Genomic DNA, 23,538 nt, shown 5'->3' with positions numbered 1-23,538 from the left:
CTATAAAATAAGGCAAAAGTGAGCCGATAGAAACCTTTCTTCAAGGCATTCTATCGGCTGTCTATACTAATCGATAACTACTTTTACCGTCTTCGTGTTTCCGTTCTTACCTTGAACGTTCAGTACATATACACCACGTGCAGGAGCCTTAACCGTTTGTCCATTTACCGTCTCTGCCACTCTCTGTCCAATGACATTGTAAAGACTAATGGCTTTGGCTGCCCCATTCACCGTGATAACGTTGCCACTAACAGTATAGTCCAGTTGCTCGCCTTCAACCTTGGTGATGCCGGTCGACACATTGTTTACAAATTCATAGCCACCATAACCGTTTCTGTAGGCATAGATATTGATAAGCGCTTTTTTATGTCCACCTTCTCCATCAATGATTTCTACTCTGGGCAAAGCCGTCCTTACGGCATTGCCCACACCTCCTAGCCCTGCTTGCGGGAAGCGATAGAGGAGCGTCATGTCGGCAAACGAACGACCTTCGTCTTTAAATTTAAAGATGTCGAAAGCTTGAGGAGCTTCTTTATCATCAGTGTTTGTTGAAGCCACGATAAGATAATACGAGCCATTAAGTTCGAATTCCGTAACACCATTTTGACCCGTGCTTGCAGGAGTCAACGGTTTGTTATTTTGGAAACCGTCAACCACAGCGCCATTCATATCATACAGCATCGGCATTGTGTTGAAACCGTCGTGATAAAACAGGTCGTTATCGATGATATTGATGCGTGGAGCAGCACCAGAAGCCACCGCTTTCTCAGGATTAAACTTTGTAAGCACTATCGTCTGCGGATTGGCTGCATCTGCTACGCCGCTGGTTACGGTATATTTAATTACAGTATTGCCTGCACCTGCTTCATTACCACTCACGGGAAGCATGATAATGCCGTCGCCATTCAGAATGTCGCCGTATAGGTCGTACGTATCTATGCGCATCGCTTTTGGCAAGGTGGCAGGCAATGTGGCGTTCAAAACCGTCTTATATTCCACAGGCGTTTTCGTTACATCCACATAATTCACCCTAAAAGTATGGGCTGCGCCATCACCGCGCATTTCGGTAGCCATGTTGGAAACGAATATATGTCCAGCATTATCTACCTGCACATCGTTGCAGATAAAGCCAAGAGCCTTTTCGCCTTCTTTCCACATGTCTGCAGGAAGTTCGATTTTTCGGAGCAATGCACCTGTTCTCGCATCGAGTTCAATAAGTTTCGACCCTTCTGCATCTCTGTTACACACGTACATTTTACCGTTAACAACGGCCATTCCACGTGCATCTCCAGCAACGCCACCAGGTAACACGGCGTTTCCACCGTTTAAAATCGCAGAGTTAAGATACAAATTGGTGAGTTGTTCACCTGTTGCTGTAGGCGCGTATATTGCCGCGTCTTTTGTGGTTTGTGCCACTGCTGAAACGCTACATAAAGCGCACACAGCCAAATGAAGTAAAGTTTTACTCATGATGTCTAGGTTTTAAATGTCAATAAATGGGTATCGTTAATCGTTTTATGTTCGCTAACACTAAGTATTCTTTGTCTTATTGCAAAAGTATATATATTTTTTTACATTCCCATCATTTTGACATATTTTCTTTGTTTTTCCTTTAAGGTTGGTTATAAACAAAGCGACTTGTAATCCCTACGCTTGTTTTGGATAAGCTTTCCTTATTAAAGAAATGGCCATCTCGCCATCTACCGCATAGCGGCAGTTAACATAACGATTGTTCATTATCCTAAACTCGCATGGCATTAATTATTCCTACCTTGTATATTAGCTATGAGCTTGTAACACTCGAAATGAACCATCGACATGTTACCACTATTTTGGACTCCTGTTCCATCTTATCTGGAACATTGTTCCATATCAACTGGAACACTGTTCCATGTCAACTGGAATCCTGTTCCAGCTAAGCGATAACAATGCGGGTACTTAAAAAGCACTGTACAAGGGGTTATTTATCACCTTCCAATCGCATATCTTTCCATTCGAAAACAATAAGAAAAAGGCAGGCATGAAGCATATTCCTACTTCGGGATAAACTACCAAACATTTTGCGCAAGACAAGGGTATAAGAAGAAACTATTATGCCAACTACTGCGCTGCGGTTGGTGCGTTTTTATTGATTAGATTACATAAGAACAAACGTTGCGCATAAGTCACTGCAACTTTTACCTCCTTTTATTCGTCTAATAATAAACAAAAAGCATAAGCATCATGAATACAAATAAAGGTATATATCGTTCTAGAGACCGCAAGATAGCAGGCGTTTGTGGTGGTATCGCCATGTTTTTCGATTGGGATGTCACCCTTGTTCGCCTCGTTTACGCCCTCGCCACCGTAACCACAGCCTTCTCGGGCGTCTTGGTTTACCTCGTGGCATGGCTTGTTGTGCCTAGTGAAGAGTTTAACCCAGAGCAAAATAAATAAGCTTTGGGCTAATAATAGATTACCCGCAGCCAACATCACACACTAGATAAAGAGGCTATACAAGTTATAAAAATGATGCCTTGATAGGTTTCTGGCAGCATTTACACACCAGTTGGGCATAACAACCAACTCGTAACATCTTATGCACATGGTAGTGGGCGTTGCGCTAATTACCACGTAACTGTTGGCATAATAGTTTTCAGTTGCATCCAACCTTGCTCAAAGAATAAGGTGCATTATCATAAGGCCACATATTTACGGCAAACCCATATCCGTAAGATATAGCGTATCTATTAGCTTTAAGTGATGGGGAAAAGAACTACATCACGTATGCTTATGTGATGTAGAAATAAGAAACAACCCGTAATAGCTTATGTACATGTGAGAGATGTTGCGCCAACTACCGCGTAGCGGTTGGTCCTTTGGAAGGGCAGGGTTCGGAGCCAAAGCGACCTACCCTGTCATAATGATACGTTTAACCCCACAAGGCCGTAGGTCTTGGTCTTTTTCCATTGGTTAGTTTGTATAGGGATGTTAGTTGTTTGCGGGTGTAATTTTACATATTTGAAGAGAAAATGTCACCAATATACTGGCAGAATAATAGGGAGACGAGGAGAGTATTGTGCTCATTATCCACCTAGAAACGCATTTAACGGAAACAGACCAATACCCTACGGCATTGTTTCCTCTCTGCACAGCTTAGGCAGGGTAGGTCGCTTTGGCTCCCAACCCTGTCCTACCAACAGACCAACCGCTACGCGGTAGTTAGCATGATAGTTAGCCGTTGCGTCTGCCTAATTCAAAGTCTATGGTACTGAATCTCAAATTTGCCGAAGGTAGGTATCATAATTCCTTTGTCTTGTTTGATACGAATGCCACCTTATTCTGAAATAGCGTACTTTATGCAAATATGAAAACGAATGGTTTCTTATCACAAACTAGCTCATGCTTATAGGGATGCCGAGAGACATTCCTATGATGTACGAAACGCTTTTTGCCTATCTCCCTACGAGCGCTATTATCTTTAGGTTCGACCACTAATGCATGCAGCCCGCTTGTTTGTCACAAAGCGGGCTGCATGCGTTAGTTTCCTGTTATGGCGCGACTCATTTATTCCATACCACGGTCTTGCCATTTAGCTGTTCGCTGTTAGGTCCTACCATGATATCGAACTCGCCAGGCTCAACCACATACTTCATGGTGTTGGTATAAAAGCCTAGATCGTGCACACGCAGTTCGAAGTCTAAGCGTTGCGTTTCGCCACGCCTAATCATCACCTTCTTAAATCCCTTCAATTCTTTTACAGGCCTAACCATCGACGCCACCTTATCGGCTACATAGAGCTGTACGATCTCTTCACCATCCCTATCGCCCGTATTCTTCACGTCTACACTAACTTTTAGGCGTCCGTTGGCATCGAAATGCGATGCACATTCTATGGCACCGTATTCGAAAGTGGTGTAACTAAGTCCGAAACCGAAGGGATAAAGGTTGCGGTTTTTTAGGTCGATGTGGCGCACGGTGGATGTTTGTTCCATGTCGCCAGGCCGTCCCGACCGCCTGTAATTATAATAGTTGGGTATCTGTCCCTCGGCGTATGGAAACGAGACAGTGAGTTTTCCCGAAGGGTTTACATCGCCAAAGAGCACGTCGGCTACAGCGTTTCCACATTGTGTACCAAGAAACCACGCCTCCAACAATGCGTCTGACTGCTCTGCCACATGAGCTAACGTCAGCGGGCGACCGTTCATCAGCACCGTAACAAGCGGTTTACCCGTGGATTTGAGCGTATCAATAAGCTGCTGTTGCAAACCGGGAAGCGACAAAAAGGCACGACTTCGGCTCTCGCCACTCATCAAAGCTTTCTCGCCTACCACAGCAATCACCACGTCGGTATTGGCAGCAGCCTGCCTTGCTTTTGCAAATTCGTTGTTCTTCATGTCGAGAAAATCGCAACCGCGAACATACACCACATTTGCGTTAGTCCCAAGTTTGTTGCGCAATCCCTTAACCACCGTAACCACATCGGCATCTTCACCCCGTGCTTTCCACGAGCCCAACACCTCTGCTTGATTGTCGGCCAAAGGTCCAATAACGGCTATTCGCCCAACCTGCTTTGAAAGTGGAAGCACCCCACCTTCGTTTTTAAGCAACACCATACTCTTTGTTGCCGCCTCGCGGGCTAAGGCCATAAGCTCGGCCGAACGAACAGTTTGTTGCTCGCGGGCCTTGTCTAAGAAGGCGTATGGATTGTCGAACAGGCCTAAACGATATTTTTGTCGTAGTATTCTTTCCACTGCCGTGTTCACGGTAAACTCGCTTATCAAGCCCTTTCGCACGGCATCTGCGATGTGCGCATTATACAATCCGTCTACCATATCCATGTCAACGCCCGCTTTTAAGGCCATAATGGCGGCATCCCTATCGTTCTCTACCACGCCTTGCGCTTTGAGTTGAACCACCGCATTCCAATCGCTCACCACAAATCCCTTAAATGCCCATTGGTTTCGAAGCAAGTCGGTGAGCAACCAATGGCTGCCAGTGGCGGGTTCGCCATTAAGATCGTTGAAGGCCGACATGAACGTTTGCACCCCCGCATCTATGCAAGCCTTAAAGGGAGGCAGGTACATCTCGGCCAAGGTAGCGGGCGAAATGTCTACGGGGGCATAGTCGCGACCAGCCTGCGGAGCACCATACGCGGCGAAATGTTTGGCACAAGCCAACACCGAATTGGGTTTTCCCAAGTTCCATTGAAATCCTTTTACGCGCGCTTCGGCCACCTTACAGCCAAAGAAAGGGTCTTCGCCCGCCCCCTCTACGATACGTCCCCAACGCGGATCGCGTGCCAAATCCACCATCGGGGCAAAGGTCCAGTGTATTCCCGAAGCAGAAGCTTCGATGGCAGCAGCCTTTGCCGTGCGGTACATAAGGTCTAAATCCCACGAACACGACTCAGCCAATGGTGTGGGAAAGATGGTTTTGTAGCCATGAACAACGTCGAAACCGAAGATTAGAGGTATCTTCAAGCGCGACAAGCGCATGTTTTTCTCTTGCAATTTGCGTAGGTTGTCTACTCCGCCCACATTCAATACCGACCCCACCATACCACGTGCCATGAGCGAATCGCTAAGCGCCCCGCTCTTCGGACCCGTTAATAGCGAGCCGCCTACATACTGGGAGAGTTGCCCCACCTTCTCTTCGAGCGTCATCTTGCGCAGAAGGTCGGCCACAAAAAGGTCTTCGGCTGTTGTTATAACATGTCTCCCAAGAACTGGAACCTGTTTTTTCACAGCCTTGCTGCGCTGCCGTTGGGCATTCGTAGTTAAGGCAATGCCCAACAGGAGCATGCCCAACATTGTTGCACGTCGTATTTGCAATTGTAAATTCATTATGTATTTGTGTTACGTTTGAGATAGGCTGAGTCCCCACTCCATCTCTTATTTATCAATCATTTGTATCTTCACCTCGGCCGTTTCTAGTCCGATAGACTTCGCCTTGAGGTTAATCGCACCCGCTTCATTGCCTGCCTGCACCACCACAAGGCACTTCCCGAAGAACGCCTTACGACGATTGTCTTTAAATCTTTCGAGCGAGAAGGGGCTACCGTTGTCTACTCCAGCTATCGTGGCACTGCCTTCGAGCGAGAAAAGCACCTCGTTTTCGGCCCAAGGACAAAGGTTGCCATCCTTGTCTACCACCTCAACGGTGACGAAGACAAGGCTTCTCCCATTGGCACGAAGCGTATTTTTATCGGCCGTCAGTCGCAAATGGTGGGGTTGTCCTGCGGTGTTGATGGCTCGTTTTGCCACCACTTGTCCGCCTTTTCGCGACACAACCTCCACCGTTCCTGGTTCAAACCGTTCGCGCCACATAACGTGGTATTGGTGATTGTTGGCCTTTCGCCTAACGCCACGCGACTGCCCATTGACAAAAAGCTCCACTTCGTCGGCATTGTTGTAATAACACCACAGGTCGATTTCTTGTCCCTGCATCCAGTTCCAGTGTGGAAATAGGTGCAATACGGTTTTCATCGTCCACTCGCTTTGGTAGAGATAATAGGCGTCTTTGGGAAATCCCGCCAAGTCTACGATACCAAAATAACTGCTGCGTGCAGGGAAATTGAAGGGTGTTGGTTCGCCAATGTAGTCGAAACCAGTCCAAATAAACTGCCCCGAACAATAGGGTGTGTGCTTCACAACATCCCATGTGGCCTCGTGAGTTGCGCTCCACGACGTGCACGAGTTATCGTAAGACGAGCAAAGAAACGAAGGGTCGATAAACGGACGACGCTTACCTGGCAGGCGCCTAACGGAGTCGCTGGGCATAGCATAAAAGCCGCGGGTTTGCAAAGCCGATACGCTCTCGGTCATCAAGAATGGCTTTCGGGGGAAATTCTTGGGCACATTGGCCACTTGCTTGCTATGATAGTTAAAGCCAACAACGTCTATCGCACCACTTTTAAACAAGTGGTTGTTGGGCGAAACCTCGTTGCATCCAGCCGTTATAAGACGCGAAGGGTCGTTACGACGTACGATATCGGCCAGCCAACGCGTAAGTTTGGCATTGTCGCTAAGTCCTTTGTCTGCGGCCAAACGTACTGGGTCGCGTGCGTTATTTAGCAAAATGTTCACGTCGTCGAGGTCTACGCCTTGTTTTTTGGTGGTGTTCCATTGTTCAAGAACTTCATTGCCGATGCTCCACAGAACGATACTAGGGTGGTTTCGATCGCGAAGTACCATGTCGGTAAGGTCTCGTTCGGCCCATTTATCAAAGAATAAGGCGTAGTCGAACTCCGTTTTGCCCACCCGCCATTGATCAAAAGCCTCGTCTATCACCATCAGTCCCATGGTGTCGCATAAGTTAAGCAGTTCGGGAGCAGGTGGGTTGTGGGCGCAACGAATGGCATTGGTGCCCATTTCTTTCATCATACGCAGCTGCCGATACAAGGCATCTTCGTTGATAGCTGTGCCCAAGCAACCCAAATCGCCATGAAGACACACGCCATTGAGCTTTGTAGGCTGACCGTTGATGGAAAAACCCGTGGTGGCATCAAAGGCAATGGTGCGCAATCCCATGGTGGTGGTGTCGCGATCTATTACCTCGCGACCCGCCATCAATTCGGTTATCACCTTATATATATGAGGGGCATTGGGCCACCACAGCTTAGCATGCGACACGTTGAGTCGCTGATTGACGGTGGTTTTACCCATTCGCGCCACACATCCAGTTACCGATTGCGCCACACGACGCCCTTCGGCATCGTAGAGCGATTGTCTAACGCTAAGCTTGCGATTTTGTTTTGCAAAGCTTTCGATGGTTGTATTGAGGGCGACGGTTGCCTTATGGCCTTTCACCGTAGGCAAAACCTGCACGCCCCATTGAGCCACCCTAACCTCAGAACTACGCAATAGGTAGACATGTCGATAAATTCCGCAGCCAGTGTACCAACGACAGTTGGGCTGTTGGGCATTGTCTACCCGCACGCACACAACGTTGTCGCCCCCCTTCTTGTTTAAGAATGGGGTGATATCAAAGCCGAAACCGATGAAGCCGTTGGGCCTAATGCCCACCAAATGGCCATTAACATACACCGAAGTGTTCATAAACACACCATCAAAATGCAGTACGTAGCGGCTTAAAGTATCGCTATCGTTCAGCGTTAGATGTTTACGATACCACCCCACACCACCTGGCAGCGCACCGCCAACGGCTCCTGAGGGGTTCTTTACATAGAAGTTGCCCTCGATAGCCCAATCGTGAGGCAGGTTAAGCACACGCCAAGAAGTGTCGTCGAAGGTTGGTTGCGCCATGTTTGCACTGTCGGCCAAGGCGAAACGCCAGTTGGCGTCCCACAATTGGCGTTCCATTGCATGCAAGCCAAGTGTCGCCCATGTCACAAACGACAAGAGCGACAACTTGCAAACCTGCTCCATACGATGCAAGGAGCAGGCCAACCAAGCCTTGACAAGTATAGATAAGGGGCGCATCATTTCACCAATATCTTGTTGCCATCTACTACATAGACACCAGGTTGCAGTTTTCCGTCCTCCAATTCATCGGCTACCTTCACCCCCGACACGCTATAAACGCCTTTCTTTGCTCGTTGCTTATCGGCTTTTGGCATGTCTATACCCGTGCTTACAGGTATTTGTGCGGGCGTGTTAAGGCTAGCAATGAACATGCGCACATTGTGGGCGCGAAGCACGCAGCCCTCTTTACGAAGGCGTTTCATCAGTGCATCGGTACCTATCTTAAACACGGCGTGGGTATTGCCTTCTTTCATCGTGCCCGATAGCTTAACCAATTCGTGGCCTTGGGCATCACAAAGCGAGAGCGAAGGCGAATGGCCGAAGGTCTCCATATCGACAACCAGCGCATCATTTGCCGCTAACTTGGCGAAGCGACTTGCTTCGAGCACCACTTGCGCATCGGGCGACTTCACCTGTTTAACGTCTACCGAGGGCACTTCGCCAAACCATATCGGTCTGTTAGCACGCTTATAAACGCGCACCCAATCAAGGTCTAGCGTGTATTTGGTGTTTCGGTTAAAACGTTTGCCATTCAGTTCGGGATTGTCTTCGGGATAGCTGACGCCCCAATTATTACCACCTATCTGGCCCGTAATGGCTAAATCCCAAACCTGGTCTTCACCCTTGGGCATGTTTTCGGGTTTAAGCAAGCTCTCAAACTTCTCCGTTGACTGCCACACCGAGCGCACTTTGCCATCAATAAGGAACGTAACCACAATGCCATTGCGGTCGGTTTGCTTGTCAACTTGCACGCCATAGACGTGGAAATCTGCACTTGGATTGAAGTCAACCGGGCGAATACGGTGGGCAGAATCATTGATATTGTAGTGCACTTTATCGCCCCAGGTTATGTCTTTGCCATGTATGCTCTGGTTAACCATATACTTTCCGGGATGGTATTTGCGAGCACTGCTCACGAAAACCTCTTCCAAATCAATCTCAAACATGCTCGCTCCCTTGATGTGACGTAACCACAGGGCCATCCAAACACCATATTCGTAAGGTATTTTAGCACGCATCTCAATACGAGAATATAACGGATAATACTTCTTTGGCTGAGGATAATAGTTCTCTTGGGGCTTTGCGCGATAGGGATGTGTGCTAGACAACGCCCCCGAACGCCAACAAAGCTTGCCCGGAGCATGAGGAGCTGTTATGTGTTGGTCTACTTGTGCGGTGATACGCACAAAGTCTGGCTTGTCTGCTGGCAGAAGTTTAACCTGACTGGCATAATAGTTTTGCACCATACCTTGGCCTGCATTGAAGCCATAATCCCAACCGGGACCATGCCCATCTCCACCATATAGGAACCAATAGTTGGCATTAAGCTTGGGCGACGTAAACTCGTCACCATCAAAATAGGTCCATCCGGCAGGCTGTTCCTTGGCAGGAACAGTGCCGTTGACACCTTTGTGCAGCCCCTGCGCACCCGAAAACATGGGCGCTAACAACAGAATGGGGAAAAGAAATAACTTTTTCATGAATATTTTTTGGGGATCTTACATGTATAAAATGCCTGACTTAAAAGGGGCGGTTAGCCTGTTCTGCGCTCGCCAAAAACGATGCCTGCGAAGGCAAAGTTTGGCGAGCGACTACAAAAGAACTAGGGTTTTACGATGGTGGCCTTCATCGTTTCGAAGTTGATGGTTATCTTCGTGCCGGCCGTCCATACGTAATCTTTGTTTGGTTCGGGTGCTCCTTGCTTGCGAAAGAGGAATTCTCCCGTATCGGGATCAACGTAAACCTCGCGTTTCCAGTCGCCAAACTTATTCACATGCTTGAATGTTGGGATGCTGGGATAAATCCTCACGCGCCCCGTCTCGGGCAAAGTAACGCTCATACTCTTACCATCGGCATCAACGGTAAAGGTAGCCGAGCTGCTTCCCGACCACGCTTGGAGCTTAACAGGCTCGATAGCCACCTCGCGCGAATCAAGTCCTACGTATATCATATATATGCCATCGGCGGCCACAACAGCGCGATTGTTCTGCACGGTGAATCCTGTGGAGGTGGCAAGGGTAGCAAAATTGCCGTTTCCAAATGCCTTTTCTTCAGAGAATTTCACGCCTGTGCCAGCCTTAAGGTAGGCAATATAGAACCAACGCGACTTGCCTGCGTAGCCATTTTCAAGACTAACAACACCTGGCGAAGCCCAATTCCATTGGCCAAAAGCATCACCTGTGAGGTAAAGTTGGTCTACACTGCCAGAGATTTTGCTCTCGGGCGTGGGCTCACCAAAGTCTGCGCTGCCCTCAGCAACATTCAAATTCACCGTCGTTTGTTTGGCAACGGGCACAGCGGGCACGTTGGCTGTATTCAATCCTGGATATACCAGCTTGCCATTTTCGATGGTTAAGAGCATCGTATTCCAATCTCGCGCGTTGTATTTAGATGTGGCGTAAAGCTTCAAAGCACCTGTGTTCGACGTGTTCAGCGAGAGTTTCGCACCCTTTATCTCGGCTTTGGTTTCATCACCGCCAAAACATTCGCCCGTGCCATACACCTCGGGCTTCTCGAATGCAAGCAATTTGCGGTTCAAGTCTACATAAACAAGGTATAGTCCTGTTTGTTCTACCGCGGCTTGACCATTGCCATCAAGCTTTGTTCCCACAACGGTGTTGAACGTTTTCACTGCATTAGCGCCATCGGGAGATGTAGACCACGCCAACGTTTTACCTGCCTCTACATAGCACAAGCACCAAAATTCGCCGTTGCCAGCTGCTCCCACGGGCGTCATCGTTACCATTTGGGGCGAGTTCCATGAGCCAACGCCATCGCCTGCCATGTAAAGATGCTCGGAAAGACCAGTAGCCTCGACGCCGTCGCCACCTACTCGAGCGGTAAAAGCATTGTCGAGCACGCTATATTGCACACTAATGGCGTACTGCCCCTTAAGGGTGAAGCGCAAATTAACGTCAGATTTTGCCGTGAGTGGTGCGTACTTGGCATTAAGCACATTGGTTCGAACACTTTTACCAGTACCCGTTAGTACGGTGGCAAAGGTATCGGTCTCGGCCTCATTATCGTCGCTCACCACCACAGGTTTGCCATCTGCATAGGCAAAAGCGTATTCGGTGGGCAACACAAACTCTGTGCTATCGGCGTTACTCCATGTCACCACGTGGCGCAAGCGGTCGTATTCCATCTTGGCCAAAGGCAAAGTGCGGTCGCCCTTATCGTTCAAGGCCAATTCGCCACGCACATACAATTTCACGGGAATGATTGTTAGCTTTTTCTTTTGCTTACTCACCACCAGTGTATATAAGCCCTCGGCAGGCACGGTTATCTCTCCGTTGCCTTCTCCAAGTTGGCATTCCATCACGCCAGAGGCTGCATCGGTAGATGTTATCTGGCCACCATAATATACGGGATGACCATCATCGCCCACGTAAGAGATGCGCAATCCGCCATTGGTTGTTAGCCATACGTTGTGGCTAAGGATGTTTTCGTGCGTCTTGGCCACGAGTTGCCCTGTGGCAATGGGTCGCGAAAACTCGGTGGATGAGCCTGAAACGTAAACGCCCGCAGGCACGTTTTCAACAGGGTCGAACCCTATATTGTTGTCTGCGCAGCCTGCCATCAGTGGCAAAAGCACTGCTAGCAGTGTATGTTTTAGCTTTATCATGACTTTATCTTATTACATGTTATGTTTTTTAGTTGATGAGTTGGACAGTTAACGAGTTGACAAATTCTCCTGCCATATCCCTGCCTTCTCATGGCTCTGCACTAAGCCTAGCTTTGCATTTCACAAACTTTAGCCATGTCCCAACTAAACCTTTAAAAGGCATTTAATTGATACTGGTCGAGTTGCATACGTTTTGTACTGCCATTACACATAAGATGGAATCGTGTTCCTGCTTATATGGAACCTCATTACAGTTGATCTGTAACAGCCTTACATCTTAGCGGGACCCCGACGTTTTACCTTAAAGCTTGCTACAAAGGCTTATTTATGGCCTTGCAAAAGCCAAGTGCCGTTCGCAAGAATGACATGAGACGGGCGTGCGTATTGCCACTGGTTCACCATGACATGTCCACCCTATCACCATTGCGAGCCAATCTTATCACCATTGTGGGTTTTGTTTCCACCCCACAAGTTTCATCAGCTCGGATTGCGGAATGGGGTACCAATACATCTTAGGTTGGAACGCGCGCCGCTCAACAACATAGGGCGTGTAGGTGTAAGTGGGCGTTGCCTGCGTGTTATCGCGCTCTATTCGCAATCCTCTTAGCGGTGCGCCCAGTGTAGACGATGCCACTTTCCAGCGCCTAACATCCCAAGCACGATGCTCTTCGAAGGCCAATTCCACACGGCGTTCACGTCTAATGCGTTGGCGCATCTCGTCTTGAGTAAGCCCAGAGGGCAGCGGGTGCTGGTCGGCACGTTCACGAACAAGGTTCACATATCGTGCAATGTCGGCATTGTCGGGGGCGTATTCGTTCAATGCCTCTGCGTAATTGAGGTATATTTCGGCCAAACGGAAGAAGGGGAAGGTGTGTCCCAGCTTTCCGCCACCCGTCTGAATGTTCACCGACTCGTTAAGATACTTGCGCAGATAGTGCCCTGTTGTTGTGGCATTGGTTTGATACAATCCGTCTTTACCACCGATATAGCATTCCACCTTACCATTATGGAAGTTTTGCTCGTTAAAGAGGAAAGTGGCATCCATTCGGCTATCGCGGTCGGCATAGGGGTTGGCTGCCTGTGTAGGGTTGGTCCATGAGAAGTCCGTTCCATCTGTCATCTCGTATGAATCAAGCAAGTTCACCGACGGGTTTGTACCACCCGTACCGCCAAAGCTAACGGGGAAATTGGCCTTTTCTACATTATCGGAAACCGTGTAGCGACGCATGAAAATGTATTCGGTGCTTTGGAACTGGTTTTGGAACAACTGCCCATAGCTGGTTGCCAACTGATAGGCGCCCAAATCGATAACGGCCTTGGCAGCTTTGGCGGCTAGTTCCCATTTCTCGGCATTGGTTGGGAGGTTTGTTTCGTCGAGATTCTCGTAGTCGAGATACAGAGGACTAGCCGCATAAAGCAACACGCGGCTTTTCAAAGCCAATGCCGCGCCTTTGGTGGCATGACCTAATGCCGTGTCGTCGCGCCAAGGTTTCAAGTCTAAATATTTAGCGGCAGTATCGCACTCGTTGACTATAAACTTCACACATTCGTCCATCGAGGGACGAGCCATACCACTATAATCGCCCGAAATGCTGAGCGACGACTTGACGATGGGCACAGGACCGAAACGTTTGAGCAGTTCGAAATGGAAGAATGCACGCAAGAAACGCGCCTCGGCCTTCCATATACGGATGTCTTTTTTACGGTTTTCGTATTCTGTATGGGTCTTCGGATCGAGCCGATAGGCGTCTAAATTCACCTCGTCGGCATGATCCATCAACTCACAAGCCATGCGTATGCCCATGTAACAACGGTCCCACGGATTGTCGGGATTGGTTGCAGCGTTCCATGCACCCGTGTTAAAGCTCTGCACTTCGGCCGTTTGCAGGGCAAACTCGGCATCGTCGGTGGCGGCATCGAACATGGCGTTGCCGTCCATACGCGTCAGTCCGTCGGGCAAAAGGGTGTATATGTTGGTGAGATATTGCTGCGTGCGGATATAAGAAGAAAAGGTCATATCCTTGTCGATGTACGAGTTGGCCTCCCTGTCGAGAAACCCACTGCACGAAATCAGCGACATGCCGATGCCCAACCAAAGGGCTGCGGCGCCACGCTTAATGATGCTTTTACTCATAGATATGCTGTTTTTAGGGAATTATAAGGAAGTACTGACGTTTAGAAGGCCACCCTTACGCCTAGGCTTAGGGTGCGCATCAGTGGATAATTGTAGAGATTGCCCGCTTCGGCATCGCCCAAATCGTGCAAGGCATCGATGGTAAACACATTGGTGGCGTTGGCATAGAGGTAAACGTCGCTTAATTTTATGGCCTGCGCCATACGCTGTGGAAGGGTGTAACCCAACTGCACATTACGCAAGCGAAGGAAACTGCCGTTGCGTCGCCAGAAGGTAGACGAGCGGTAATTGTTGTCGAAGTCTACTGTAGAAAGTCGTGGATAGCTGGCCGTGGGGTTTTGTGGTGTCCAGCTGTCAAGTGCCAAAGGCGATGCCGTGGCATTGTCTTTAAACGAGTAGACACCAGGTCCGTTGATGTAGATGTCGCGCTTTGCCACACCTTGAAGCATCAGGTTGAGGTTCAGTCCACGCCATTTGCAACCCAAAGCCAGCATGTAATTCCACTGGGGAACAGTGGTATTGCCCACAGGATAAGCGTCGTTGGCATTGATAACGTTATCGTGATTTTGGTCGACATACTTGATATCGCCAGGCGCTACGTGCCCAAACTGGGGTACAGGAAGACCTGGCTTGAGCTTGCCATCGGCATCGAAGTCGCTCTCTTGGTACAAACCGTCGGCCACGAGCATAACAGGCTGCCACACGCTATACCCCTTTTGGTAGAGGTAAGGTTCGGCCCTGAGGTCTTCGCCCTGCTCGGTTACCTTACTTTTGGCATACCACAGACCTGCCTCGGCATAATAGGCAAACTGGTTTTTCAAGGTTTTCTCGTATCGGGCAGAGAACTCGAAGCCGTGGTTTTCTACGCGTCCGATGTTGGTCATGGGCAGAATGCCACCCCAGGATGCACCAACAAACCCAGGAACACGCGAATAAGGACGGGTGAGAATGCCCGATTGCACTTCGTTGAAAACATCGGCCGATAGCGTAAGACAATTGAAAAGCTTGGCATCGAAGCCTATGTTGAGAATGGCTTTGTCTTCCCAACGCATGTCGGGATTGGGCAAGGTGGTTTCGCGGAAGCCACCCGAGCTGTTGGCGGTAGTGCCAAACAGGTAGCCACCGTTATAATCGTAGGTGGCATCGAAGATGTAGCGGGCCGTGGTTTGGTCGTTTCCTATCTTACCATACGATGCGCGCAGCTTCATATAGTTGGCCCATCGGGCATTGCGCATAAAGTTTTCGTTGCTTATTACCCATGCAACCGATCCCGCAGGGAAGAACCCGAAGCGATGTTTGGGTGAAAAATTGTCGGTTCCCATGTACGAAGCGGTGAACTCGGCCACATATCTCTTGCCGAAGTTATAGGTAAGTCGACCTGCCCAATTTAAATACCTTGCGTCGTCGCGCACACCATATTCCTTATATATATCGGATACGAACATGGCCATGGCATCCAAACCATGTCGGCCGAAAGTGTTGCCGTATGCTATTTGCGCCCTAAAATTGGCCCGATTAAAGTCTGTTCGGAATCCTTCTGCACTTTGTAGGGGCTCGTTTGCACCGTATTGGGTGTACTGATAAATGGGCATATTGTTGGCATCTACACCTGTTTGCGTTAGCGAATAACGTGCATAGTTACGCGTTTTCTGCGAAATTTCGGCCACGTAGTTGTTATATCCCACTGCCACATTTGCGCTAAGACCCCGCACGAGCTTGTTGAAGTTGTAGTCTAACTTGAAGATTACCTGCATCGAACGTGCATTCTCTTCGTATAAACCACGGTTTAGGATATCGCCAACAGGGTTTGTATAGTTGCTCGTTCCACCGTAACTGCCATTGGGATTGATAACGGGGAAGGCGTTGGGGGGTGTCGTCCACATCGAGCGCATTATCTTGCCTGCGCTCACTCCACCACCAGGCGTGCTTTGGTCGCCAATACTCACACCGCTATATAAGGATGCCGTAAGTTCGGGTAGCACGTTCACGTCGAGGTTGGCCCTAAAATTATAGCGCGAATAGGTAGCGTTGGCATTCTCTTTTTGCTTTCGGTCGGTACCTGCATATAGTCCGCCGTTATGCAACAGACCTGCCATCACATAATAGCGAATACCCGAACTGCCCCCGCGAAACGTCATCTCGGCCATGGTTAGCGGTGCCGAGCTGCGCAAAAGCTGCTTGCGCCAATCTACATTGGGGTAAAGATAGGGATTGCTACCATTTTGATAGGCTGCCAGAGCTTCGTCGTTGTAGCGGGCTGGTAAGCCATCGTTGGCCAAAGCTTGGTTGTAGAGCCGCGCATAATCGTAACTTCCCAACGGCTGAGGGCTTGTAGTGGGCATTTGTAAGCCTGTTTGCACCCTGAATCTTATTGTGGGCGATGCTATTTTACCTTTCTTTGTGGTTACAAGTAATACGCCATTGGCACCACGCGCTCCGTAAAGGGCCAGTGCTGCAGCGTCTTTCAGTAGCGAAACGCTTTCTATCTCTTCGGCCGAGATATAGTCGAGCGGTGCTTCGAACCCGTCGATGAACACCAACATCTTTTGTCCGCCAACGAAAGAACTAACGCCACGTGTGTACATGTTTTGCATATAGAAGTCGTAACCGGGTTCGTCGGCCTGCTGCATCACGGTAAGTCCGGGCAGTAAGCCTTTAAGGGCGTTACCAACCGTTGGTGAAGTGATGCGCATGAGCTGTTCTCCACCTGTGGTAGACATGGCCGACGAGGTTTTCCAAACGTCTTGCAAGCCGTAAGCCACATGGTTAAGGTAGCGCACGTGTTCAACAGAATAGCTCTTGGATGCGTCTCCTTTGTCGCTTATCTCGGTTGTTTCCACCGTATCGGTTTCGTTATACAGCTGCGCCCACAGGCCTAGGGGCAACAAGGCGCATGCTGTTATCAAGCTGATATATCTTCTTATCATAGTTGTTTGCAATTTGGATGTGTTGAACGGATTTACCAACCGGGGTTTTGTAAGAGTTGTCCCTTGTCCACTTCTACCTGCATCAGTGGGTGCAAATACGAGTGGCGACTCCACGAACGATTCTCGAACACGTATGGTTTGTAATGCACATGGTTCTTGTTTCCATCTGGCGAAGAGATGTTTAGCCCGTATATCTTACCGCGCATCACGCCTTCGTTCTCGGCAATCATCCATCGGCGGATGTCCCAGAATCGGTGATCTTCGAACGCTAGCTCAACGGCACGCTCGTTGTGAAGCTTCGCTCGGAACTGTTCTTTGGTTAGCGAAGCTGGAAAATCGGGCATACCAGCACGCTGTCGCACCTTATTTACGGCCTCGAAGGCTTCTGCGGGTGGCGTGTCGGCATACTCGTTCAGTGCTTCGGCTAAGTTAAGGTACAGCTCGGCCATACGGAAATTAATCCAATCGACGTTAACCGAGTTGAGCGGAGGCGTAACGCGCACCGTGCGAGGCACCCATTTGTGGAGCAAATGACGTGTTTTGTCGGTGCTGGAACGGTGTAATCCACCTGGCAGAAAGTCGATAAAGGTGATTTCGTTGTTCCAAGACGACCCATGATAAGCCACCGTTTGCTTGAAACGGGGGTCTAACGAGTTGTAGATTTCCATGAGATTGCTACCGCCCGCTTCGTTCCAATCGGCTGGTGTACCGTCTTTCTTCTCGTAAAACTTCACGAAGTTGAACGTAACATACAATCCACCGTCGCCCCAAGACTTGTTCATGGCCCACATGGGCAGATTGGCCACCATGGGTAAACGACTCACCTTGAAGTTGCGATATTTCTTATTGGCCAGTATTATTTCTACGTTGTCGGGTTCTGCCCATACGTTTTCGTAGTCTTGTTCGGGGTTTCCTGTGTTCAGAAGACCGTAATGGCCCGATGCCGTAGCAGCGTTGATGGCCTCTCTTGTGGCATCGGCCGCCTTCTTCCATCGTTCTTTGTCGTAGTTGCCATAACAAATCAGGTCTTCATGACCAGGGAAAGGCAGGTAAGGCGTGGAGGTATTGAACAGCGGACTAGCTGCATAAAGCAACACACGACTCTTCAATGCCAAGGCGGCAATACGCGTGGCGCGCCCCACTTTGGTATCGTCGGTATAGTAATCGGGTAATATTTGGGCAGCACGATCACAGTCTACCAATATCGAATCGATGCATTGGGCGAACGTGTTGCGTGGATATGTAGAGAAGTCTGCGGCATCTAGCACCGTACGAATAATGGGCATGCCACCATAACGATAAGTGCCCTCCCACAAAAGCATGGCTCGCATGAAATAAGCTTCACCCATTGCACGCTTATTAAAGTCGGGATCGCCTGCATCGTAAGGCACTTCGTGCACACGTTTCAATATCCTGTTGCACACGCGCAGCACGTTCCAGCGTTGGTAAAAACGGCTGTCTTCGTCCCATTCAATGCTATTGTTATTATGATTGTCTACATTCCATGCCGAGTTTCCTTTGGCCCAGTCGGCCACATCTTCGGCTTCGTCGCAAGCCGAGCCAAGCGTCGACGACGAGCCTAGTCGTCTATCGGTGTTGCTGGTGCTGGCATTGAAGCCCAAGGGCAGGCCTTGCGCGTAGATGCCGGTAAGGTATTTCTCGGCCAAAGTTCGGTCGGCGAACACCTTGTCTTCGTCTAGCTCTACCGATGGAGGTGTTTCCAGATAGTCGGAACAAGCTGTGGCCGTGGCCGCGAGCAATATAATGGATAGATAGATGAACTTTTTCATGATTGTCAGAAATTGATGTTAAGTCCAATATTGTATATCTTTTGCAGCGGATAGGTGTTTATTTCCACGTTGCCCCCACGCGAAGGAGCTTCGGGGTCAAGGTCTATCACGTCGGTCCAAGTGATAAGGTTCGAGCCGCTAACATATAAACGCACGCTCTGCACACCCAAGGGATGCACCAGTCTCTTATCGAAGGTGTAGCCCAACTCGAGGTTTTTCAGGCGCAGATATTTGGCATCGCGCGTCCAAAGGTCAGAATCCTTATAGTTGTTGTCGGTATCTTTGTTTGGGTTTAACGACAGACGGGGAAACCTGATGCGTTCGCCACGACCATATCTGTCGGCTGTCCACCGCTCCAAGATAAGGCTTTTGGCACTCTCCTTTCCATTAAAGAAAGGCCAAAGCGAGCGTCCGAAGTACTTGATCGACACGTTGGCAGCCCCTTGGAACAGCGCCGAGAGGTCGAAACCTTTCCAACTTGCTCCGAAAGAGAAACCGTAAACGATCTCAGGAGTGGGCGAATAGCCAATAGGAACCCTGTCGTAGTCGTCTATACGTCCGTCTTTGTTCACGTCCACATAGCGCACATCGCCTGGCTGCAACTTGTTTCCGTTCCACGCACTCACTGGTCGGTCAAGGGCGTTTATCTCTTCCCACGAGTTATAATATCCGTCGAAAAGCAGTCCGTAGAACTGTCCCACTCGCCGTCCTGTCTCCATTTGGTACGCATATTTCTTCTGTACCTCGTCTTTAAACAGCACTTTGTTGCGCGCGAACGAATAATTGAAGCGTGCCCAATAGCGTAAGTCGCGAATGTTGTTGCGATAATTCACGTCCAATTCCCATCCTTTGTTCTCCATTTCACCCATGTTATAGGCGGGCAAGTTAGCTCCGATAACCATGGGTTGCGTGTTGCGGTTGGCCAAGATGTTATTGCGACGTTCCTTAAACAAGTCGAACGCCACGGTGAGATGGTTCTTCAAGAGGTTCATCTCTATACCGAGGTTCAGCTTCCGCGCTTTTTCCCACGTCAGTTCGGGGTTTCCAATCTTGTTTTCAACCACCATTTGCGAGTTAACGGGTTGCGAAGCCTTACCGAAATTATATTTGTAAAGGTCTTTGTTTTCTGCATCGCCATACGAAGAGGGTAGATAAAGGAAGCGGTCGCCACCAATCTTGTCGTTACCCACTTCGCCATAGGTGGCCCTAAGCTTTAAGAACACCACGTAATCGTTCTTTGGAAAGAAGGGCTCTTCACTAATTACCCAACCCGCCGACACTGCGGGGAAGAAACCAAAGCGCCTTCCCTTGGCGAAGTTTTCTGTGCCGTTGTAGCCCATATTGAACTCGGCCAGATAACGCGAAGCATATTCGTAGGTGAGCCTACCCACCAAACCTTGGTAGGCATTGGGCACCAGATACTGCAAATTGGGCGAATAATACTTGCTTTGGTTGTAAAGCAACAGGGCCGTAGTGTGGTGTTTGCCAAAGCTTTGGTCGTAGTGCAAGCCCAATTCGGCGTATATCTTGCGGTTCTTTCCATAATCGGCCGAGGCAGCCCACACCGTTTCTTCCTCCTTAGGAACGAACACCACGCCCCCAGCAGCATTAGGGTCGCGCTCGGGCGTATAATAATGAATGCTCTTGCGGAACTTCTTACGACTGTAATAATAGCTGTCGAACGATATGCTACCATGTACCGAGAGGCCCTTGAGCAACCATCGGCTTAGGTCGTAGTCTAATCGCAAGGTGGTGTTCACATTGTTCTTACTGTCGGCGTCATAGCCATTGCCCAGCAACATGCCGTAAGGGTTCTGCTCGCCAAGCACATCTTGCAGCCTAACCACTTTGCCGTCGATTAGCCCAGGTGAGCTTAGGGGATTGGCCCACGATATTTCGCGCCAGATGGTGCTATTCCCCGAACCAGGCGTACGCACGTTTTCCACCTGCGCAGCCAACTGCAAAGAGGCCTTGAAGTCTTGTGTGACGACAAAATCGAGGTTCGAACGGAAGTTGTAACGCGAGTTATGGGCATTTACGTCATGGTCGGCGTCTACCTTAGTGTGGTTATACATACCCTCTTGCGAGTAATATCCAGCCGAAACAAAATACTTCACGCGGTCTGTTCCACCTGTTAGCGTAAAGTTATGCTGGGTGCGCAGGGTGCTCTTACGCAAGAAATCGCCCGTCCAATCCATGTTGGGATGAAACAAAGGGTCGGTTCCATTACGGTATAATTCAATGTCCTTATCCGAGAAACGGGGCATGTATGGAGCACCCGACACATAAGTGTCGTTGCGTTGAGCCTCGTTATAGAGCGTGGCATAATCGGCACTGTTAAGGTAACTGGGAATAGCCGTGGGGCGTTGTATGGCCACATTGCCCGAATAACTCAACTGGGGCTTGCCCGTTTTACCCTTACGCGTGGTGATAAGGATAACGCCATTGGCTCCACGAACACCATAGATGGCCGTAGCCGAGGCGTCTTTAAGAATGCTGATCGACTCTATTTCGTTGGGATCGACACCGTTATAGTTGGGCCTTTCTACGCCATCGATCATCACCAGCGGTGCGGTGTTGTCGGTAAAGGTACTCACACCGCGTATCAACAGCGTAGAACCGTCTTCGCCTGGCGCACCACTGCGTTGCATGGCGATAAGTCCGGGCATCTTTCCCACCAACATATTGCTGATGTTGGCTTGCGGAGTCTGCACCAGGTCTTTTGTCGTTACAGACGAGATGGCACCCGTTACGCTAGCTTTCTTTTGTGTGCCATAGCCTACGACCACCACTTCGTCCAACTTTCTGGCAGCGTCTTCGGTCATGGTGATACGTAGGCGATTGTTGTTCTTCACGGTTACGTCTTGCTGAACATAGCCGATATACGACACAGAGAGTGTTGCATTGGCGGGAACTTCAAGGGCGAACTCACCGTCTACGTTGGTTATGGTGCCAAGGCTAGTGCCTTTTACCATGACGCTGGCACCCACAATGGGTTCGCCCGAGTCGTCTTTTATCACGCCCGAGATTTTCTTTCCGTCCTGTTGTCGGCTTGCCGACCCCTGTTTAGGAGTGCTTTGGCGGTTTGTGCTTTCATCTGTCTTGCGCACCAACACCACAGTGTTGTTGTTAAACGAGAACTGCACGCCCAATGGTGACAGCACTTGCGCCAACACTTTTTCTAACGGTTGGCCCTCGCACACCATCGATACGCGCGTCTTAGGGTTGAGTACGCTGTTGCGATAGACAAAGGTGAAGGGCGTTTGTTTTTCCACCTGCCTGATAAAGGTGGCAACCTCTTCGTTGTGAAGGTTGAGCGTAACGCGCTGTGTTTGGGCCGTTACGGTCTGAACCATCCACAAAAGCAAAGCCACAAGCAGCCAAACGCGCCTGTCTTTGTGTCCACTTCTTCGGTTCTTAGTCATTTTAGATGTGTATTTAGGTTTCTAGTTACATGGGGAGATGCTTGTCGACGTTGGGGCGCGAAGCCCAAAACGCGACTGGGCCATTCACTCCACGATGATATCTTTGCCCTGCTTGCGGTATTTAAAGCCGTATTGCAGACTCAATGAGTGTAGCACACTTTCGAGCGTTTCGTTATGGAACGATCCCGTTAACAGGTCGCCCCCGATGCGCGGCCTTGCCAACACGAAGTGCACACCATACCAGTTAGCCACTTGTTGCAGCACTTCGGTCAGCGGTGTGGAACTAAACACAAGGTATCCATCCTTCCATCCCGCATCGCGGTGCATGTCGTTGGGCATCCAGGTTAGGCTTCCCTTGCCGTCTAAGTACACCGCCTTTTGGCCTGGTTGCATGCGATAGCCCTTGGCTAACTTGTCAGACGTAAGGCGTACCGAGCCCGAGAAGAGGGCCGTTTCCACGCGCCCGTTCATCGTCTTCACGTTGAAGCGCGTGCCAAGCACCTCCACTTGCATGCCATTCGCCCTGACATGAAACGGGCAATTGGCATCTTTGGCCACGTCGAAGAAGGCCTCGCCACTGCAGAGCAGCACCTCGCGCCGTTTCCCCGGCACTACATCGTAGCGCAATTGCGTTCCACCATTCAGGTCGACACGCGTCCCATCGGGCAACACCGCACCGGCTTTCTGCCCTGATTTCACGGTGATGGTGGCAAAATGGCTTGCCGAAGCATCGTTCATGGCATACCAAGCATAGCCTCCAACAAGCACAACCAACGCCACAACGGCTGCTGCCACATAGCGCACCAGCCACGGTTTGCGTTTCGTTTGCGTTTCTTGTTCGATATTGGCAAGCAAGTTTTGCTTGGCCTCAGAGGGCATCCGTGTCGTTTCCGAAGCGTTTACGAAGTCGAGGCACATCAAGTCCCACAATTCGTTATCGGTAGTTTCGGAAACCAATCGCCGAAACTTCTCCAACTCCTCGCTCGACAATTCGCCTCGCAAATATCGCTGATATAATATGTCAATGGGTTTAACCATAACTTCCGTTTGTTATTGGTTATACGCCAAAAGTTCACGAAGGTACCGTAATTTAAGGTTCGTTAAGAATTGGTCATCCGACGTTGTCTGCCTAAATGCCATGAAAGAAGGGGGTATCTTCTAGTGTGTGCGTA

Annotated in this window: 11 protein-coding genes; 1 reads left to right on the top strand and 10 read right to left on the bottom strand. The window is 49.6% G+C overall.

The features are described 5' to 3' along the window. Positions 1-66: 66 nt before the first annotated feature. Positions 67-1,470, bottom strand: coding sequence for a T9SS type A sorting domain-containing protein (locus tag F453_RS0108465; RefSeq protein ID WP_018967632.1), 1,404 nt, complete (start codon positions 1,468-1,470; stop codon positions 67-69). A 753-nt stretch (positions 1,471-2,223) separates the two neighbouring features. On the opposite strand from F453_RS0108465, the gene F453_RS0108460 reads away from it, so the two are divergent. Further along, on the top strand, positions 2,224-2,436 hold the full coding sequence (locus tag F453_RS0108460) for a PspC domain-containing protein (protein WP_018967631.1): 213 nt from the start codon (positions 2,224-2,226) through the stop codon (positions 2,434-2,436). A gap of 1,106 nt (positions 2,437-3,542) precedes the next feature. On the opposite strand, the gene bglX is transcribed toward F453_RS0108460, so the two are convergent. The 9 genes from bglX to F453_RS0108415 all read right to left on the bottom strand — a co-directional run bounded on the left by bglX (position 3,543) and on the right by F453_RS0108415 (position 23,404). Continuing rightward, on the bottom strand, positions 3,543-5,825 hold the full coding sequence (gene bglX, locus F453_RS0108455; protein ID WP_244869413.1) for a beta-glucosidase BglX: 2,283 nt from the start codon (positions 5,823-5,825) through the stop codon (positions 3,543-3,545). Between the two features lie 48 nt (positions 5,826-5,873). Continuing rightward, complete coding sequence (locus F453_RS0108450; protein WP_018967629.1) at positions 5,874-8,369, bottom strand: glycoside hydrolase family 2; 2,496 nt, start codon at positions 8,367-8,369, stop codon at positions 5,874-5,876. A gap of 53 nt (positions 8,370-8,422) precedes the next feature. Continuing rightward, positions 8,423-9,946 carry a glycoside hydrolase family 16 protein gene (locus tag F453_RS0108445; protein ID WP_018967628.1) on the bottom strand — a complete coding sequence of 508 codons (1,524 nt, stop codon included), beginning with the start codon at positions 9,944-9,946 and terminating at the stop codon, positions 8,423-8,425. Positions 9,947-10,068: 122 nt separating this feature from the next. Continuing rightward, positions 10,069-12,090, bottom strand: a complete 2,022-nt coding sequence (locus F453_RS0108440) for a cadherin repeat domain-containing protein (RefSeq protein ID WP_025789981.1) — start codon at positions 12,088-12,090, stop codon at positions 10,069-10,071. Between the two features lie 439 nt (positions 12,091-12,529). Further along, positions 12,530-14,224, bottom strand: coding sequence for a RagB/SusD family nutrient uptake outer membrane protein (locus F453_RS0108435; protein WP_018967626.1), 1,695 nt, complete (start codon positions 14,222-14,224; stop codon positions 12,530-12,532). A 41-nt stretch (positions 14,225-14,265) separates the two neighbouring features. Continuing rightward, a complete protein-coding gene (locus F453_RS0108430) occupies positions 14,266-17,151 on the bottom strand; it encodes a SusC/RagA family TonB-linked outer membrane protein (protein ID WP_018967625.1) in 2,886 nt (961 codons plus the stop codon). 32 nt (positions 17,152-17,183) lie between these two features. Then, positions 17,184-18,941, bottom strand: a complete 1,758-nt coding sequence (locus F453_RS0108425; protein WP_018967624.1) for a RagB/SusD family nutrient uptake outer membrane protein — start codon at positions 18,939-18,941, stop codon at positions 17,184-17,186. Positions 18,942-18,946: 5 nt separating this feature from the next. Further along, entirely contained in the window at positions 18,947-22,366 is a 3,420-nt protein-coding gene (locus F453_RS0108420) for a TonB-dependent receptor (RefSeq protein WP_018967623.1), read from the bottom strand. An 84-nt stretch (positions 22,367-22,450) separates the two neighbouring features. Beyond that, positions 22,451-23,404, bottom strand: coding sequence for a FecR family protein (locus F453_RS0108415; RefSeq protein WP_018967622.1), 954 nt, complete (start codon positions 23,402-23,404; stop codon positions 22,451-22,453). Positions 23,405-23,538: the final 134 nt, after the last annotated feature.

The sequence above is a fragment of the Hoylesella loescheii DSM 19665 = JCM 12249 = ATCC 15930 genome (assembly GCF_000378085.1).
Lineage (GTDB): Bacteria > Bacteroidota > Bacteroidia > Bacteroidales > Bacteroidaceae > Prevotella > Prevotella loescheii.
The sequence above is the reverse complement of the archived record's forward strand: the minus strand, read 5'-3'. Positions and strand labels throughout refer to the sequence as shown.

Coding starts and splice junctions, on each gene's coding strand:
- F453_RS0108465 (WP_018967632.1), bottom strand. CDS start 1,470: ATGAGTAAAACTTTACTTCATTTGGCTGTGTGCGCTTTATGTAGCGTT.
- F453_RS0108460 (WP_018967631.1), top strand. CDS start 2,224: ATGAATACAAATAAAGGTATATATCGTTCTAGAGACCGCAAGATAGCA.
- bglX (WP_244869413.1), bottom strand. CDS start 5,825: ATGAATTTACAATTGCAAATACGACGTGCAACAATGTTGGGCATGCTC.
- F453_RS0108450 (WP_018967629.1), bottom strand. CDS start 8,369: ATGGAGCAGGTTTGCAAGTTGTCGCTCTTGTCGTTTGTGACATGGGCG.
- F453_RS0108445 (WP_018967628.1), bottom strand. CDS start 9,946: ATGAAAAAGTTATTTCTTTTCCCCATTCTGTTGTTAGCGCCCATGTTT.
- F453_RS0108440 (WP_025789981.1), bottom strand. CDS start 12,090: ATGATAAAGCTAAAACATACACTGCTAGCAGTGCTTTTGCCACTGATG.
- F453_RS0108435 (WP_018967626.1), bottom strand. CDS start 14,224: ATGAGTAAAAGCATCATTAAGCGTGGCGCCGCAGCCCTTTGGTTGGGC.
- F453_RS0108430 (WP_018967625.1), bottom strand. CDS start 17,151: ATGATAAGAAGATATATCAGCTTGATAACAGCATGCGCCTTGTTGCCC.
- F453_RS0108425 (WP_018967624.1), bottom strand. CDS start 18,941: ATGAAAAAGTTCATCTATCTATCCATTATATTGCTCGCGGCCACGGCC.
- F453_RS0108420 (WP_018967623.1), bottom strand. CDS start 22,366: ATGACTAAGAACCGAAGAAGTGGACACAAAGACAGGCGCGTTTGGCTG.
- F453_RS0108415 (WP_018967622.1), bottom strand. CDS start 23,404: ATGGTTAAACCCATTGACATATTATATCAGCGATATTTGCGAGGCGAA.